At 53.5% G+C, this 15,504-nt stretch carries 15 protein-coding genes; all 15 read left to right on the plus strand.

The genetic code is table 11. The features are described 5' to 3' along the window. The first annotated feature begins 17 nt into the window (after positions 1-17). The 15 genes from MUB23_RS12505 to nikC all read left to right on the plus strand — a co-directional run bounded on the left by MUB23_RS12505 (position 18) and on the right by nikC (position 15,501). Positions 18-1,211, plus strand: a complete 1,194-nt coding sequence (locus MUB23_RS12505; RefSeq protein ID WP_244800923.1) for a Zn-dependent hydrolase — start codon at positions 18-20, stop codon at positions 1,209-1,211. Between the two features lie 113 nt (positions 1,212-1,324). Continuing rightward, positions 1,325-2,539: a D-alanyl-D-alanine carboxypeptidase family protein gene (locus MUB23_RS12510; protein ID WP_244800924.1), complete on the plus strand. Its 1,215-nt coding sequence runs from the start codon at positions 1,325-1,327 to the stop codon at positions 2,537-2,539. 63 nt (positions 2,540-2,602) lie between these two features. Then, on the plus strand, positions 2,603-3,976 hold the full coding sequence (locus MUB23_RS12515; protein ID WP_244800925.1) for an MATE family efflux transporter: 1,374 nt from the start codon (positions 2,603-2,605) through the stop codon (positions 3,974-3,976). A gap of 185 nt (positions 3,977-4,161) precedes the next feature. Then, complete coding sequence (locus MUB23_RS12520) at positions 4,162-4,671, plus strand: flavin reductase (protein WP_244800926.1); 510 nt, start codon at positions 4,162-4,164, stop codon at positions 4,669-4,671. A gap of 200 nt (positions 4,672-4,871) precedes the next feature. Further along, complete coding sequence (locus MUB23_RS12525; protein ID WP_244800927.1) at positions 4,872-5,126, plus strand: hypothetical protein; 255 nt, start codon at positions 4,872-4,874, stop codon at positions 5,124-5,126. A 9-nt stretch (positions 5,127-5,135) separates the two neighbouring features. Beyond that, on the plus strand, positions 5,136-5,900 hold the full coding sequence (cobS, locus tag MUB23_RS12530) for an adenosylcobinamide-GDP ribazoletransferase (RefSeq protein ID WP_244800928.1): 765 nt from the start codon (positions 5,136-5,138) through the stop codon (positions 5,898-5,900). Further along, positions 5,897-6,478 (plus strand): histidine phosphatase family protein, encoded by a 582-nt coding sequence (locus tag MUB23_RS12535; RefSeq protein ID WP_244800929.1) that lies wholly within the window; start codon positions 5,897-5,899, stop codon positions 6,476-6,478. Before cobS ends, MUB23_RS12535 begins: the two co-directional genes overlap by 4 nt. Before the next feature lie 207 nt (positions 6,479-6,685). Continuing rightward, complete coding sequence (locus MUB23_RS12540; RefSeq protein WP_244800930.1) at positions 6,686-7,075, plus strand: OadG family protein; 390 nt, start codon at positions 6,686-6,688, stop codon at positions 7,073-7,075. 34 nt (positions 7,076-7,109) lie between these two features. Beyond that, complete coding sequence (locus MUB23_RS12545; RefSeq protein WP_244800931.1) at positions 7,110-7,460, plus strand: biotin/lipoyl-binding carrier protein; 351 nt, start codon at positions 7,110-7,112, stop codon at positions 7,458-7,460. 24 nt (positions 7,461-7,484) lie between these two features. After that, positions 7,485-8,609, plus strand: a complete 1,125-nt coding sequence (locus MUB23_RS12550) for a sodium ion-translocating decarboxylase subunit beta (protein WP_280515736.1) — start codon at positions 7,485-7,487, stop codon at positions 8,607-8,609. A gap of 14 nt (positions 8,610-8,623) precedes the next feature. Then, positions 8,624-10,027 carry an oxaloacetate decarboxylase subunit alpha gene (locus MUB23_RS12555; RefSeq protein WP_244800932.1) on the plus strand — a complete coding sequence of 468 codons (1,404 nt, stop codon included), beginning with the start codon at positions 8,624-8,626 and terminating at the stop codon, positions 10,025-10,027. Between the two features lie 460 nt (positions 10,028-10,487). Beyond that, the gene (locus tag MUB23_RS12560) at positions 10,488-11,894 is read left to right on the plus strand and encodes a Sapep family Mn(2+)-dependent dipeptidase (protein ID WP_244800933.1); all 1,407 of its coding nucleotides are present in this window, start codon (positions 10,488-10,490) and stop codon (positions 11,892-11,894) included. Positions 11,895-11,919: 25 nt separating this feature from the next. Further along, positions 11,920-13,557 carry an ABC transporter substrate-binding protein gene (locus MUB23_RS12565; RefSeq protein WP_244800934.1) on the plus strand — a complete coding sequence of 546 codons (1,638 nt, stop codon included), beginning with the start codon at positions 11,920-11,922 and terminating at the stop codon, positions 13,555-13,557. Between the two features lie 36 nt (positions 13,558-13,593). Then, entirely contained in the window at positions 13,594-14,604 is a 1,011-nt protein-coding gene (locus MUB23_RS12570; RefSeq protein ID WP_244800935.1) for an ABC transporter permease, read from the plus strand. Positions 14,605-14,616: 12 nt separating this feature from the next. Then, the gene (gene nikC / locus MUB23_RS12575; RefSeq protein ID WP_244800936.1) at positions 14,617-15,501 is read left to right on the plus strand and encodes a nickel transporter permease; all 885 of its coding nucleotides are present in this window, start codon (positions 14,617-14,619) and stop codon (positions 15,499-15,501) included. Positions 15,502-15,504: the final 3 nt, after the last annotated feature.

Below are 15,504 nucleotides of genomic sequence, written 5' to 3' on the forward strand. Positions count from 1 at the left end.
GGAGGAGAAGAAAACAGATGAGTGCGGTAAATGAGATTTTGGCACAGATCGGCGCTGCCGGTAGGCAGGAGGACGGAGGCTATTTCCGCGGATGCTATAGCCCGGAATATTTTCAGGCGGTTGATATTGTGGAAAGACAGATGCAGAAAATCGGTATGGAAACAGATCGGGACGCGGCCGGCAATATTCACGGTGTGCTGCCGGGAAATGACCCGAAGGCAAAGAGCGTGGTTATCGGCTCCCATCTGGATACGGTGCCCGGTGGAGGCCTGTATGACGGGGCTTACGGTGTGGCGGCTGGTCTGGCCGTGGCGAAACGCCTTCGGGAGGAAGGGAAGATTTTGCGCCATACCCTGGAAGTATACGGTTTCCACGGAGAAGAATCCAATCCGCTGGGCGGCACCTTTGGGAGCCGCGCAATAGCTGGACAGGTAAAGCCGGATCAGCCGGGGCTCGCGGAGGCCCTGGCAGCATACGGTCATAATGTCCGGGAAATTCTGGACTGCCGGCGTGACTTTTCCGGCGTCAAGTGTTATCTGGAGGCTCATATTGAACAGGGAGATCTGTTGGAGCAGGAGGGGCTGAAAATTGGCGTGGTAAGCGGGATCGTCAGCGTGATCCGCTACCGAGTGACGGCATTGGGGCAGAGCAACCATGCAGGCACTACTATGATGAAAAATCGTAGGGATGCCATGGTTGCCATGGCCAGACTGATCGCTGCCGCAGACGAGGAGTGCCGCAAAATTGACGATACTCTGGTTTTTACAGTGGGTACGATTGCGTGCCAGCCTGGATCGGAAAATGTGATTCCGGGGAGAGTGGAGTGCACCTTTGAGATGCGCCATATGAAAAAAGAGAAGACAGACTGTTTGATCGGCCGCATTCGTGAAATCGCCGCCGGTATTGGAACCGCGGATTTTGAGATCACCAATAAGATTGATAAGGGCAGCGTAAGCTGTGACAGTCATCTGATGGAGGTGATTTCCCGGTCCGCCAGTGAGGCGGGGATCTGTCACAGAATCATGGCAAGCGGCGCTGGACACGATGCAAATCCGATGGCTCATGTGACGCCGATCGGCATGATTTTTGTGCCAAGCCGAGGGGGGCTCAGCCATTGCAAAGAGGAGTGGACGTCCCAGGAGGAATTGGAGAGCGGCACCGAGGTGCTGTACCGTACGGTGCTGCATCTGGACGAGGAGGCGAAAGAATAAAAGGGCGGCGAAGGTGTGGGATAAAAAAATGTAGATGGATAGCGGTAACTCGGCCTGAATATAGTAGAGAGAAGCAGTGATGCTTTATTAAAATTAAGGAAGGGGTACCATTGATGCGAAGAAAGTTACTCTGTATGCTGGCGGTGTTCCTGCTGTTGACATTCCCTTTTTCCGTCTCCGCCGAAGCGCCGGCTGAGAGTGAACTCTATGCCCAAGCCGCAGTTTTGATGGATGCGGATTCCGGCCGTGTGCTCTATTCGAAAAACGGGGACGCCAAGCTTCCGATGGCCAGCACCACTAAGATTATGACTTGTATTGTGGCGCTGGAGATGGGGAATCTGGATGATGTCTATGAAGCTACCTCCTATGCGGCTTCCATGCCGAAGGTTCATCTGGGAGTCCAGGCGGGAGAACAGTACCGGCTGAAAGACCTGCTCTATGCTTTGATGCTGGAGAGTTTTAATGATTCCGCCGTTGTGATTGCGGAGGGGCTGGCCGGCAGTGTGGACGCCTTTGCCGAACTGATGAATCAGAAGGCCTGGGATCTGGGATGTATGGATACCTATTTTATCACGCCCAATGGGCTGGACGCAGCGGACGACAACGGAATTCATTCTACGACGGCCCAGGACCTGGCTACAATCATGTCTTACTGCATCCAGAACGAAGAGTTTCTGGAGATCACGAGAACCCAGAGCTATTCCTTCACCGACGTCAGCGGAAAGCGTTCCTTCACCTGCAACAATCACAACTCCTTTCTTTCCATGATGGAAGGGGCGCTGTCCGGAAAGACCGGATTTACCAACAATGCGGGCTACTGTTATGTCGGGTCCCTGCGGCGGGATGGTAAAACTTATGTCGTGGCTCTCTTGGCCTGCGGCTGGCCCAACAATAAGAGCTACAAATGGTCGGATACCAAAAAGCTGATGAATTACGGCCTGGCGGATTACAACTATCGGGATGTGTGGCAGGAACCGAACCTTTCCCCGATTTTGGTGGACGGAGGGATTCCGGAGAGCGGTGATCTGTCTAAAAAAGCCCTGGTGCGGGTCCAGGTAAAGGCGGGAGAACAGACTTCCCTCTCCCTGCTGCTTCGGGCGGATGAAGAGGTCAAGATGGAAATCCAGCAGGCCAGCGGTCTGACCGCGCCGGTAGCACAGGGGGAAACAATCGGAAAGGTCGTCTATACTCTGAACGGAAATACGGTGGCCGAATACCCGATTGTGACCGAAGCGCCGGTGGAAAAAATCTCTTTGAATTGGTGTTTGAAAAAAGTCTGGGATCATGTTATACTTCACGCGGAAGATAGCAGCGGCCTGCCATTTTAAGGCGGCAATTCGTATCCCCCGGCGGCAGAAAAGCGGGGGTCTGCGGAGAGGTGGAGTTTTTTCATGGTACTCGAAAACAATCTGGGGGAAGATCCGGTCCGGAGGCTGGTGTTCCGGCTTGCCGTTCCCTCCATGCTTGCTCAGTTTGTCAGCGTTCTATACAGTATCGTAGACCGAATGTTTATCGGCCATATCGAAGGGATCGGAGGGATGGCCCTTGCTGGGGTTGGCGTGGCGGGGCCAATCGTGAATCTGATCGGTTCGGCGGCCTTTCTGGTGGGAGTTGGTGGGGCTCCTCTTTTCAGTATCCGGATGGGGGAGCGGCGTCAGGAAAAGGCGCAGCAGATTTTGAACAATGCTTTTTTGATGCTGCTGGTCCTGGCGGTGATCCTGACCGGAGTCTCCCTGCTTTTAAGAAGACCTTTGCTCTATTGGTTTGGGGCCAGCGATACGATTTTTTCCTACGCCGATGAATATATGACTGTCTATGTGCTGGGGACGGTCTTTGCCTTGCTGGCCACAGGCATGAATCAGTTTATTATCTGCCAGGGATTTGCCAAAGTGGCCATGAAATCCGTGTTTCTGGGCGCGGTCTGCAATATTCTACTGGATCCGGTGTTTATTTTTGTCTTTGGACTCGGTGTGCGCGGCGCGGCTGCGGCCACGGTTCTGTCTCAGTTTTTGGCCTGCGCCTATGTCCTGCGCTTCCTGTTCGGCAGGAAGGCGCCGGTCCGGATCCGGTTTGGAGAATACGCTCCGTCGGTGATCGGTAATATCGCGCGGGTCGGGATGACGCCGTTTCTCATCATCGCATTCGACAATATTCTGATCATTGCCCTGAACACGGTCCTGCAAAAGTTCGGAGGGGCTGGCCAGGGAGACTGGATGGTAACCTGTGGGACCATTGTCCAAAGTTTTATGCTGATGATTACCATGCCGCTGGGAGGGATTACCGGCGGAACCCAGGCGATACTCGGCTTCAATTATGGCGCGGGACGGCCGGACCGGATTCGGGAAGCGCAGAAATGGATCTTGCTGTTGGGGAGTGTGCTCTGCTCCATTTTCTTTTTGTTGGCCTGGCTGGTTCCGGAGGTTTTTGTACGCCTGTTTACGACGGATCCAGACTACCTGGAGTTTTGTTCTTGGGCAATCGGAATCTATACGCTGGGCGTGATACCGCTGGCGTTCCAGTATACGATTGTCGACGGCTTTACCGGGATGGGAAAGATCAAGCCCGCTTTGGCGCTATCCTTTTTCCGGAAAGGGCTGTATTTTGTCTGCATTGTTCTGTTTCCGGCATTTTGGGGCGTACAGGCCACTTTTTTTGCGGAACCGGTGGTGGATATTATTTCCGGCGTGCTGTCGGCCGTTGTTTATGTCAAGATCATCAATCGGGTGATCGGTATCGAAGAACGAAAAAAAGCGTTTGACAATTAACGGGAGTCCGGGTTATACTGTGAGAGGAAGATTAGGCACGAAAGTGCAAAGCAGCATGGGAAACAGGCGGCCTTTTAGGTCGCCGTTTCTTGTTTTGCCAGGGGATATTTTGGAAGAATTTACAGCGCCGGAGGTTTGTGGAGCGGAATTCTTTCTTCTATTAAAAAAGGAGGTACCTATTAATTATGAAGGAAACGAAAATACTATCGCCCTCGGAATGGACGGAAAATCCGTTTACTTTGATCGGGAAAGAGTGGATGCTGGTGGCTGCGGAAAAGGACGGACGCGTGAATGCGATGACGGCGGCCTGGGGCGGCCTGGGCGTTCTTTTCGGAAAGAATGTGGCCTTTGTCTTCATTCGTCCGCAGCGGTATACAAAGGAATTTGTGGATGCCGCCGACACCATGTCTTTGACTTTTTTCGGCGAGGAATACCGGGAGATGATGGGTTACATGGGGAAAGCCTCCGGACGGGACGAGGACAAGGTGGCGAAGGCGGGCCTGACAGTGGTTCACGACGGAGAGACGCCGTACTTTGAGGAGGCCAGGCTGACGCTGATCGGGCGGAAGCTTTACGCCCAGGATATGAAGGAAGCCTGCTTTATGGATTCCGTTCAGCCGGAACGGTGGTATCCGGAAAAAGATTTTCACACCTTGTATGTGATTGAGCTGGAAAAGATCTTATCGGCGGAGTAAAGAGAATAAAATGAAGCTAGTGAAAGAAAAGGGATTCTACCGGGGGATTCTCGCCATAGCGGTTCCGATTTTCCTTCAAAATTTAATCACCTTTTCGACCAGTAGGATGGATACGCTGATGTTGGGAAAGGCCGATGATACCGGAGTGTTGTTGTCGGCCTCTTCTTTAGCTAATTTGCCTTTTTTCCTGTCGATGGTGTGTGTTTTCTTTTGCCTTTGCGGTAACGGTTCTTTTGGCCCTGGAGTGGGTGATGGGACTTTACTCCGACTCGCCGGAGATCATAAAAGGAGGCAGCGAATATCTGCGGATCATCGGATGGGCCTACTTATTCCAGGTCCCTGTGGTGTTTGTGCTGGTGCTGATGAAATTGGATGAACCGCTGAAAGCCTTGCTCTGTCTGATCCGCCTGAAAAGTGGGAGATGGATCAAGCAGGTGACGCGGGAAGAACTATAGGAGGCTTTTATGTTTTCTGCTTTTGTAATCGCTTTTTCCATGTACTCCAGAATTCCCATGCCCCGGCTGGAATGGACCGAGGAAAATATGAAATATGCGGTCTGTTTTCTGCCGGTGATCGGCGCTGTGATCGGAGGGCTGGAAGTGGGAGCCTGGTATCTCTGCCGTTTTCTGGAGATGGGGACGTTTTTCCGGACAGCGGTGCTCGTGGCGATCCCGCTGCTTGTGACAGGCGGAATCCACTTTGATGGATTTATAGACACAGTAGACGCCAGAAGCTCCCACCAGGATAGGGAAAGAAAGCTGGAAATACTAAAAGATTCCCACATTGGAGCATTTGCCCTGATCGGGAGCATGGTCTATTTTTTGCTGGCTGCAGCGGCCTTCAGCGAGGTGGACGAGATCCTGCTTCCGGTGGCGGCCATTGGATTTTTCCTGTCCCGGTCTTACAGCGGCTTGGCCCTCGTTTCTTTCCGGCAGGCCAGAAAGAAAGGGATGCTGGCGACATTTGCGGAGCAGGCTCATAAGAAAAAAGTAAAAATCGTGATGCTGTGCTATATTTTGCTGGCAAGCGCGCTTCTGATCTGGATTTCTCCTTTGTATGGGGCGGCGGCGGCGCTTTCTGCCCTGGCGGTATTCGGATATTACCGCTACTTTTCTTACCGGGAATTCGGTGGGGTTACCGGAGACTTGGCCGGGTATTTTCTACAGCTTTGCGAGTTGGCGATGGTTTTGGTTCCGGTGCTGTTGGAAAAGGTGGTGGCGCGGCTTTGAATATTTATTTGTACCGGCACGGAGAGACGGCGGGAAACCGGGAAAAGCGTTATGTGGGTTCCACGGATGAAGGTCTGACGGCGGAGGCGGCGAGGAAATTAAAAGAAAAGACAGCGCCTGCCGTGGATTGGGTTTATACCAGTCCCAGGCTGCGGTGCAGGGAGACGGCGGAGATTTTGTTTCCCGGCATCGGACGGACGGAAGTGCCGGGGCTTGCAGAATGTGATTTTGGTTTGTTTGAGTATAAGAATTACCGGGAGCTGACCGGGGATCCGGATTATCAGAGCTGGATCGACAGCGGGGGAACGATCGGATTTCCAGGAGGCGAAAGCAGGGAGACGTTCCAAAACCGGTGCATGGCGGCTTTTTCTTCTGTCCTGGCGGATGCCGGGCGGAGACGGTTCCAGGCGATTGCGCTGGTCGTACATGGCGGGACGATCATGGCGATTCTTTCCCGGATCGGAGTGCCGAAGCGTGACTATTTTGATTGGCAGGCAGGAAACGGATGCTGTGTGGAGGCAGAGGAAAGAGAGGGTCTGCTTTTTGTCCGGGAAAATGAACGAAACTACTATACATAGGGGTGGTAAATTCTGCCGGAACATAGACTTTGTATGAAAGCAATAAGGTTTCAGAGGAAAGTTAAAAAGAAAACAAACAGGAAATGTGGTTTTACCTAGGAAAAAAATAAAATGAAAACTTCCTTAATTTTTTCTTGCGTATTTCAACAGTATGCTTTAATATATATGAGGGAGAGAGCAAAAAACTAAAAAGAAGAGGTGAACAAGATGACATTTTTGGCAGCTAGCAGCTTGGCAGAGTCCGCGGTTGAGGAAGTCAGCCTAGGCGAAGCTGTATCGGAAGGTTTGATGAATATGGCCGTCGGCCTGGGCGTCGTATTCATCGTCCTGATCTTCCTGAGCTTCGTGATTTCCCTGTTCAAGTTTATCAACAAGCTTGACAAGCCAAAGGCAAAGACCGAACCGGTTGTCGCGCCGGTAGGAGCACCGGCTCCCGCTCCGGTCGCAGCAGTTCCGGTCGGCCCCGGCACCATGGCAAACGCTAAGGTAGCGATCGCCGATGAGGTGGAAGGCCCGGTCGCTGCGGTAATCCTGGCGGCGGTAGCAGAGTCCTGCGGAGGAAACTTCAAGGTAACATCCATCAAAAAAAGTAAATAAGGTGAGTACAAAACTAGGAGGATATTGAAGAGAGATGAACACTTATAAGATTACGGTAAATGGCGTAGCATACGACGTAACGGTGGAAGCCACCGGTCAGACGGCAGCGGCAGCACCTGCTGCGGCTCCTGCCCCTGCGGCGGCCCCTGCAGCTCCGGCCGGTCAGGCTGGCGGCGTCCGCGTGGAAGCGGCTGTTGCCGGTAAGATTTGGAAAGTCGTAGCACAGGCAGGTCAGGCCATGAAGGCCGGCGACAGCATCGTCATTCTGGAATCCATGAAGATGGAAATCCCGGTTGTAGCTCCTCAGGACGGAACTCTGGCTCAGATAGTCCTCAATGAAGGTGATCCGGTAGAGGTTGGTGACTTGATCGCTACCATGAATTAAACCGGCTTCAGAGGAGGAATTATCATGAATATTGGACAAACGATTACAAATCTGCTCGACCAGACTGCGTTTGCCAATCTGTACTGGGGAAACTATGTAATGATTATTGTTGCGTGTATTTTCCTGTACTTGGCGATCGCAAAGGGGTTTGAGCCGCTGCTGCTCGTACCGATTGCATTCGGTATGCTGCTGGTAAATATTTACCCTCCGATTATCGAGGAGGGCGGACTGTTACATTATTTCTATCTGCTGGACGAATGGGCGATCCTGCCGTCCCTGATCTTCATGGGCGTAGGCGCGATGACCGACTTCGGCCCACTGATCGCGAACCCTAAAAGCTTTTTGATGGGCGCCGCTGCTCAGCTGGGCATCTATGTCGCATACTTCCTGGCAATGCTGGTTGGATTTAACGGCGCCGCCGCCGCTGCGATCTCGATCATCGGCGGTGCGGACGGCCCGACCTCCATCTTCTTGGCTTCCAAGCTGGGACAGACTGCTCTGCTGGGACCGATCGCTGTGGCTGCTTATTCTTACATGTCTCTGGTTCCGCTGATTCAGCCCCCGATCATGAAGCTTTGCACCACGGAAAAAGAGAGAAAGATCAAAATGGGCCAGCTTCGTCCGGTTTCCAAACTGGAGAAGATCCTGTTCCCGATCGTGATCACGATCGTGGTCTGCATGATTCTGCCTACCACGGCTCCGCTGGTTGGTATGCTGATGCTGGGTAACCTGTTCCGCGAGTGCGGCGTGGTCCGTCAGCTGACCGAGACCGCTTCCAATGCGCTGATGTACATCGTTGTTATCCTGCTGGGCACCTCCGTAGGAGCGACGACCTCCGCGGAAGCATTCTTGCAGCTCAGCACGATTAAGATCGTTATCTGCGGCCTGGTTGCTTTCTGCTTCGGTACGTTCGGCGGCGTAATGCTGGGCAAACTGATGAGCAAGCTGTCCGGCGGCAAGATCAACCCTCTGATCGGTTCTGCCGGCGTGTCCGCAGTTCCGATGGCCGCCCGTGTATCCCAGAAGGTCGGCGCTCAGGCGGATCCGACCAACTTCCTGCTGATGCACGCGATGGGCCCCAACGTAGCCGGTGTAATCGGTACGGCTGTAGCCGCCGGTACGTTCATGGCTATCTTTGGTGTGAAATAGGAGGAACATAAGACATGGCTAAACCTGTAAAAATTATGGAGACGGTTCTGCGTGACGGCCACCAATCCCTGATTGCGACCCGTATGACGACAGATCAGATGCTCCCGATCATTGATAAGATGGATCAAGTCGGCTACCATGCCGTGGAAGTATGGGGAGGCGCTACTTTTGACGCTGCCCTTCGTTTCCTGAAAGAAGATCCCTGGGAGAGACTGCGGAAGATCCGCGACGGCTTCAAGAATACGAAGCTGCAGATGCTGTTCCGCGGCCAGAATATCCTGGGATACCGCCATTACGCAGACGACGTGGTGGAATATTTCGTACAGAAGTCCATCGCCAACGGCATTGATATCATCCGTATTTTTGACGCTCTGAATGATGTCCGCAACCTCCAGACCGCTGTGAAGGCGACGAAGAAGGAAGGCGGCCACGTACAGACTGCGATTTCCTATACCCTCGGCGAGCCTTATACCCATGAGTATTTTGTGGATTTGGCAAAGCGCATGGAGGACATGGGAGCGGATTCGATCTGTGTGAAGGACATGGCTGGTCTGCTGGTGCCTTATGAGGCCGAGGCCCTGGTCAAAGTCCTGAAAGAGAACATCCATGTTCCGCTGGAGCTGCATACCCACTGCACCAGCGGCGTGGGCAGCATGACTTATATGCGCGCGGTGGAAGCCGGCTGCGATATCATTGACACGGCGATGTCCCCGTTTGGCGAAGGCACCAGCCAGCCTCCGACGGAGGTTCTCGTAGAGACCTTCCGCGGGACCGAATATGACACCGGTCTGGACCAGAATCTGCTCAGCGAGATCGCGGACTATTTCCGCCCGATCCGTGACGAAGCTCTGGCCAGCGGCCTGCTGAATCCGAAGGTGCTGGGCGTGGATATCAATACGCTCCGTTATCAGGTGCCGGGCGGCATGCTGTCGAACCTGGTATCCCAGTTGAAAGATCAGAGAGCGGAAGATAAGTTCTACGATGTACTGAACGAGATCCCCCGTGTCCGCGAGGATATGGGTATGCCTCCGCTGGTAACGCCTTCCAGCCAGATCGTTGGCACCCAGGCCGTGTTCAACGTGCTGATGGGCGAGCGTTACAAGATGGCGACCAAGGAGACCAAGGCGATCCTGTCCGGCGAATACGGCCAGACGGTTCGTCCGTTCAATCCGGAAGTTCAGAAGAAAGTTATCGGCGACAAGAAGCCGATCACCTGCCGTCCAGCCGATCTGATCGAGCCGGAGCTGACGAAACTGGATGCGGAGATCGCGGAGTGGAAAGAGCAGGATGAGGACGTTCTGTCCTATGCGCTGTTCCCTCAGGTTGCACTGGATTTCTTTAAACACCGCAAGGCTCTGAGAGAGGGTAACGCCCCGGTTCAGGGTGATGTGGAATGCTCGGTATCGCCGGTTAAATAAAATTGTTCACCTTTTGTTAGAAACCGCCTGCGGAAGCGGGGGGTACGGATAAAAAGGGAGAGGAGCTCTCAGGGATAACTTGGGAGCCCCTCTTTTTATTTGATAGGAAATTCCTTTGGAATTTCCTATCAAATAAAAAGAACGCTCCGCTATGGAGGCACACGCAAATGCAAAGGAAGATGTCGCTGACGCGACGCATTTGCGGCGCAGAATTTCGCTCTGCGAAATTCTTTTTAATGGTGCTCCTCCGTTGTGCCATAAAAATAGCGGGAAGCCCAAATCTTATATTTATTGATCTACCTCTCTATCCTGATAAAGAAACAGAGAAAAATTTGAAAATTCATGGAAAAAAGCAAAGATTTACTTGCAGGATCGATCGGAAATGTGTAAAATGGGGACGTACGGAATCTGCCCTTTGGAAAATAAGAAGAGCAAAAGAAAAAAATCAAAGGAGCATGTTTTGGAGAGGAAAAAATTTGTAGAAAAGAATAAGCAGAATATGGTTGAGGATCTCCAGCGTTTTGTACAGTTCCAGACTGTCCGGGGGGAACGGCAAGACGGAGCGCCTTTGGGCAGAGAGATTCAAAAGGGACTCGACTGGCTACAAAAGCGGGCTGGTGAGATGGGGTTTGATACCATCAACTATGACGGCTACGCCCTGGAAATTTCTGCGGGGAACGGAGTTCAGTCTGTGGGAATCGTCGGACATATGGACGTGGTTGCCGCCGGAAACGGATGGAGTGTTTCCCCGTTTCAAGGCGTGATCCAGGGGGACAGACTCTACGGCAGAGGTTCCCTGGACGATAAGGGACCGCTGATTGCCTGCCTCTATGCGATGCAGTACCTGCGGGAGCAGGGCGGTATTCCGGATGGCAAAAAAATTCGCATGATTATCGGCACAGACGAGGAAGAGAATTTTGAGGGAATCCGCTATTACGCGGAGCACGCAGAATTTCCGGAGATGTCCTTTATTCCGGACGGAAGCTTCCCGGTGATCTATGGCGAAAAAGGAATGTGTGATTTTGACCTGACGGAAGACGTCACCTGCGACGAAAAGGCTCCTGTGATCCTGGAAGAACTGTCCGGCGGAAGCGGCAGGACAATGGTTCCGGGGGAAGCCGCTGCCTGCTGCCGGGTGACGGGCGGGGCTCCGGAAGAATTTCAACGGATTCTTAAAACTGCGATGGAGAAGAACCATATTCCAGGGACGGTTCAGCTAAGCGGGAACCGATTGGAAATTCGAACCGAAGGGAAAACTGCCCACTCCATGGCTCCGGAAACCGGAAGGAATGCGATCGGCCTGCTGTTTTTAGCCCTGAGCGCCCTGGGGAAACGTTTATCGGCCTGGCGGACGGTGGAGCACTACAATCAATTCCTGGGCATGGATTATCTGGGAGAACTGGCCGGCCTTGCCTGTGCGGATCAGGAATCCGGACCGTTGACGTTAAACGTTGGCGTGGCCTCCCTGGCGGAGGGACGGTTGACTTGGCTCTGCAATCTGCGATATCCGATGGACAAAGATGCAGATTCCATGGCGGAGCAGATTGAAAAACAGCTGACGAACGCAGGTTTTAACCTTCGGATCTGCGAGCATCTGGCCCCGGTTTATATCAACGGAGGCCCGATGATTGACGGTCTTTTGGCTGCATACCGGGAGGTGACCGGGGATGTAACCTCGCCGCCGATCACCATCAGCGGAGCGACTTACAGCCGTTTTGTGCCGAATGCCGTGGCTTTCGGACCGGTCTATCCGGATCAGGAGGAATTGGCCCATCAGCCGGATGAATTTATTTCGCTGACACAGCTGGGAGAGTGGACGGAAATCTATATCTGCGCTCTGGAACGCTTGTTGGCGATTAAAGATTAAAATAGGATAGGAGAGACAACCAACTATGAAGAACCGATTTTGGAAGATAACGGCCGCTGTCCTTTGTGCGGCATTGACTCTTGGACTTGCCGGCTGCGGCAGCGGCGGTACATCGGAGAGTGCCGGAGGGACTCAAACCACGGCGCAAAGCAGCGGGGACGGATCCGCCACCTCCATTGGCACCGGTCAGCGCGCGATTTATGCGACCTATGATATGCCGGCCTTGGACATGGATCCCAGCGTGAATTTCAACAACTCGATCTGTTCCCTGCTGAATATTTATGATACGCTGCTTCGCTATGATTATAAAAATGACAGCTTTGTCTACGTAGCCTGCGACAAATACGAAAAAAGCGAGGACGGCCTGACCTGGACCTTTCATATCCGGGAAGGCATGAAGTTCCACGACGGAACGCCGGTCAACGCAGAAGCAGTGAAGTTTTCCTTTGAGCGGACCAAATCCATGGGCAAAGGCGCGGCCTTTATCTGGGATGCGGTGGAGAGCTTTGAGGTGAAGGACGAATACAACCTGGTGATAAATCTCAGTTATTCCCAGCCGATGGATCTGACCGTCTGCTCCCCTTATGGAGCCTATATCATGTCCCCGGCCACGGTCGGAGAGGCAGGGGAAGATTTCTTCTCCGGCGCGGTTGACGCTGGTTCCGGGCCCTATTACATTGAATCCAGAACCGGAAACACCCAGCTGGTGCTCTCAGCGTTTGCCGGTTACTGGGATGGCTGGAAAGAGAATTCCTTTGAAAAGGTGGTTCTGACCCAGGCTTCCGAATCCTCCACGAGACGCCAGATGCTGGAAGGCGGGGATGCAGATTTTGTCTCCGAGCTTCCTTCCGAGGACAATGAGGCGCTGGCCGGAAACGAGAACCTGACGCTGGTGAAAACCCAGTCCTTTGAGAACCTGAATCTGTTGCTGAACACGGAAAAGAGCGGGCCGCTTCAGAACGAAAAGGTGCGTCAGGCTTTAAGCTATGCGTTCCCGTATCAGGACGTGGTCGACTATGTGCTGGGCGGCAACGGTACCCAGGCCTATGGACCGGTTCCGGCGGGACTTTGGGGCCACAGTGAGGAAGTGCTCCAGTACAGTTATGATCTGGAGAAAGCGAAGGCTCTGTTAGCTGAGGCAGGATATGCCGGCGGCGGCTTCTCCCTGGTCCTCACCTATGTGACCGGGGACGAGGTGGAGAGAAAGGCAGCGGAACTCTATCAGAGCGAGCTGGACAAACTGGGAATCTCTCTGGAAGTCCGTCCTCTCACCAGTGACATGTTTGTGGAGATGGGGCAGAATACGGATCCGGAACAGCGCCAGGATATGTCTTTGATTTTCTGGTATCCGGATGTGCCGGGACCGTATACGTTCCTGTACACCTTCTACCATCAGAGCGAGCCGATTTCTTGGAACTGGACGTACTATAAAGACGACGCCTTTGACGCCATGATCGACGAAGCCAATCTGCTGTCCGGTTCCGACCGGGATGCCGCGACGAAGAAATTCATTGAGGCCCAGAATTACATTATGGAAAAAGCCTGCTCCATCAATATCTACGATAAAGTATACTGCCGGATCTATAATAAGTCGGTGGGCGGCTATGTGGACGATCCGTCCTATCCGAACACGGTATTTTTCCACCAGTGCTACCGCCAGTAACCGGCGGAGAGCGGCAGCTGTATTTGAGAGGAAAGCATGAAGAATTTTATTATCAAACGAATTCTCCTGGGAGTCGTGGTACTCCTGGGAGTGGTGGCGATTACTTTCGTCGTGACCCGCGTGATCCCCTCGAACCCGGCCCTTCAATGGGTCGGGTCGCGGGCCACGGCGGAGCAGATCGCAGCGGCGGAGGAGGAATTGGGGCTGAATAAGCCGATCCCGGTCCAGCTTGGAATCTATTTAAACGATATGCTCCACGGAGATTTAGGGTATTCCTTAAAGTCCCACCGCCCGGTGGTGGATGAGATTATGGAAAACTTGCCTCCAACCCTGGAGCTGGTGCTGCTTGGGACCATTTTTGCCATTGTGGCCGGCATGGCTCTGGGGGTTCTGACGGCAAGCCACAAAAACAAATGGCAGGACCATCTGGGACGGTTTTTCTCGGTGGGGTCCGTCTCGCTTCCGACCTTTTGGGTGGCGCTGCTCTTGCAGCTCCTTTTTTATGGTGTCCTGAAACTTCTGCCGATCGGCGGCCGGCTCAGTATGGACGCCCAACTTTTCGGCCAGGTGCCGGATGTGACGGGCTTTCTTTTGCTGGACTGCCTTTTGACCGGGAATTTTTCCGTGTTTGGGGATGCGCTTTCGCATCTGATTCTCCCGTGCATCACGCTGGCCCTATATCCGACCGGTATGGTGGCGCGGATGACCCGTTCGGCGCTGCTGGAGATTCTCAATGAGGATTATATCAAGGCAGCTCAATCCTATGGGATCAAGAGAAAGATTATTCTCTGGAAATATGCCCTGAAAAACTCCCTGGGTCCGACGGTCACCGTGGTCACGCTTTCCGTCGGCTATACGTTGGTCAATACATTCCTGGTGGAGTCCGTCTTCAACTGGCCGGGCCTTGGGAGCTACATATCCGACGCCGTCATGAACATGGACTACCCGGCGATCATGGGCGTGACCCTGTTTTCGGCCTGCGCCTATGTGGTGCTGAATATGATCGCGGATATCGTCGTCGCTCTGGATCCCAGAGTGCGGATATAGGAGGGACGAAGGATGAATCGACTGAAAACCGCGCTGAAACCGCGGATTCATAAATGGCGGACCAATTTTTATCTGCTCCGCAAAAATAAGCTGACCTTTTTATCACTGCTTTTTATCATTCTGTTGGTCGTGGTGGCGATATTCGCTCCTCTGCTCGCCCCGCACCCGGAGCATATTATGGAGATGACCAATCCATCGGAAAAACTTCTGCCGCCCTCCGGAGAATACTGGTTCGGGACCGACGAGCTGGGACGGGATATTTTTAGCCGGATCCTCTACGGGACCCGGATCTCCCTCCTCGCCTCCCTGGCGGCGGTCGGGCTGGCAATGCTGATCGGAATCCCCTTGGGGGCGCTGGCCGGCTACAAAGGCGGCTGGATCGACAATGTGATCATGCGGATCTGCGATATTTTCTTAAGCTTTCCGTCGCTGCTTCTCGCGATCGTGATTGCGGCCTTCGCCGGACCCAGCCTGAAAAATGCGCTGATCGCCATTGCCATCTCCTGGTGGCCTTGGTATGCCCGAATCGTGCGCGGCCAGGCGATTTCCCTGAAAGAGCGGCAGTTTGTCCGGGCCTCGCGGGCTATCGGAAACACCCAGGGAAAGATCATTTTTCAGCATATTGTCCCGAACTGTATGGCTCCGGTTATCGTACAGGCTTCCCTGGACTTCGGCAGCATCATCCTGACGCTGGCGTCCCTCAGTTTTCTGGGGCTTGGCGCCCAGGCGCCGACTCCGGAATGGGGTCTGATGATCAATACCAGCAAGACGTATTTTCTGAATGCCTGGTGGTACAGCGTATTTCCGGGTATTGCCATCTTTTTGGCTGTGCTGGCATTTAATCTGATCGGCGACGGCCTGCGGGAAATCATGGATCCCAGAACCAGAAACCGCTGATGC

This window comes from Cuneatibacter sp. NSJ-177, assembly GCF_022867805.1.
Taxonomy (GTDB): Bacteria; Bacillota; Clostridia; order Lachnospirales; family Lachnospiraceae; genus Pseudolachnospira.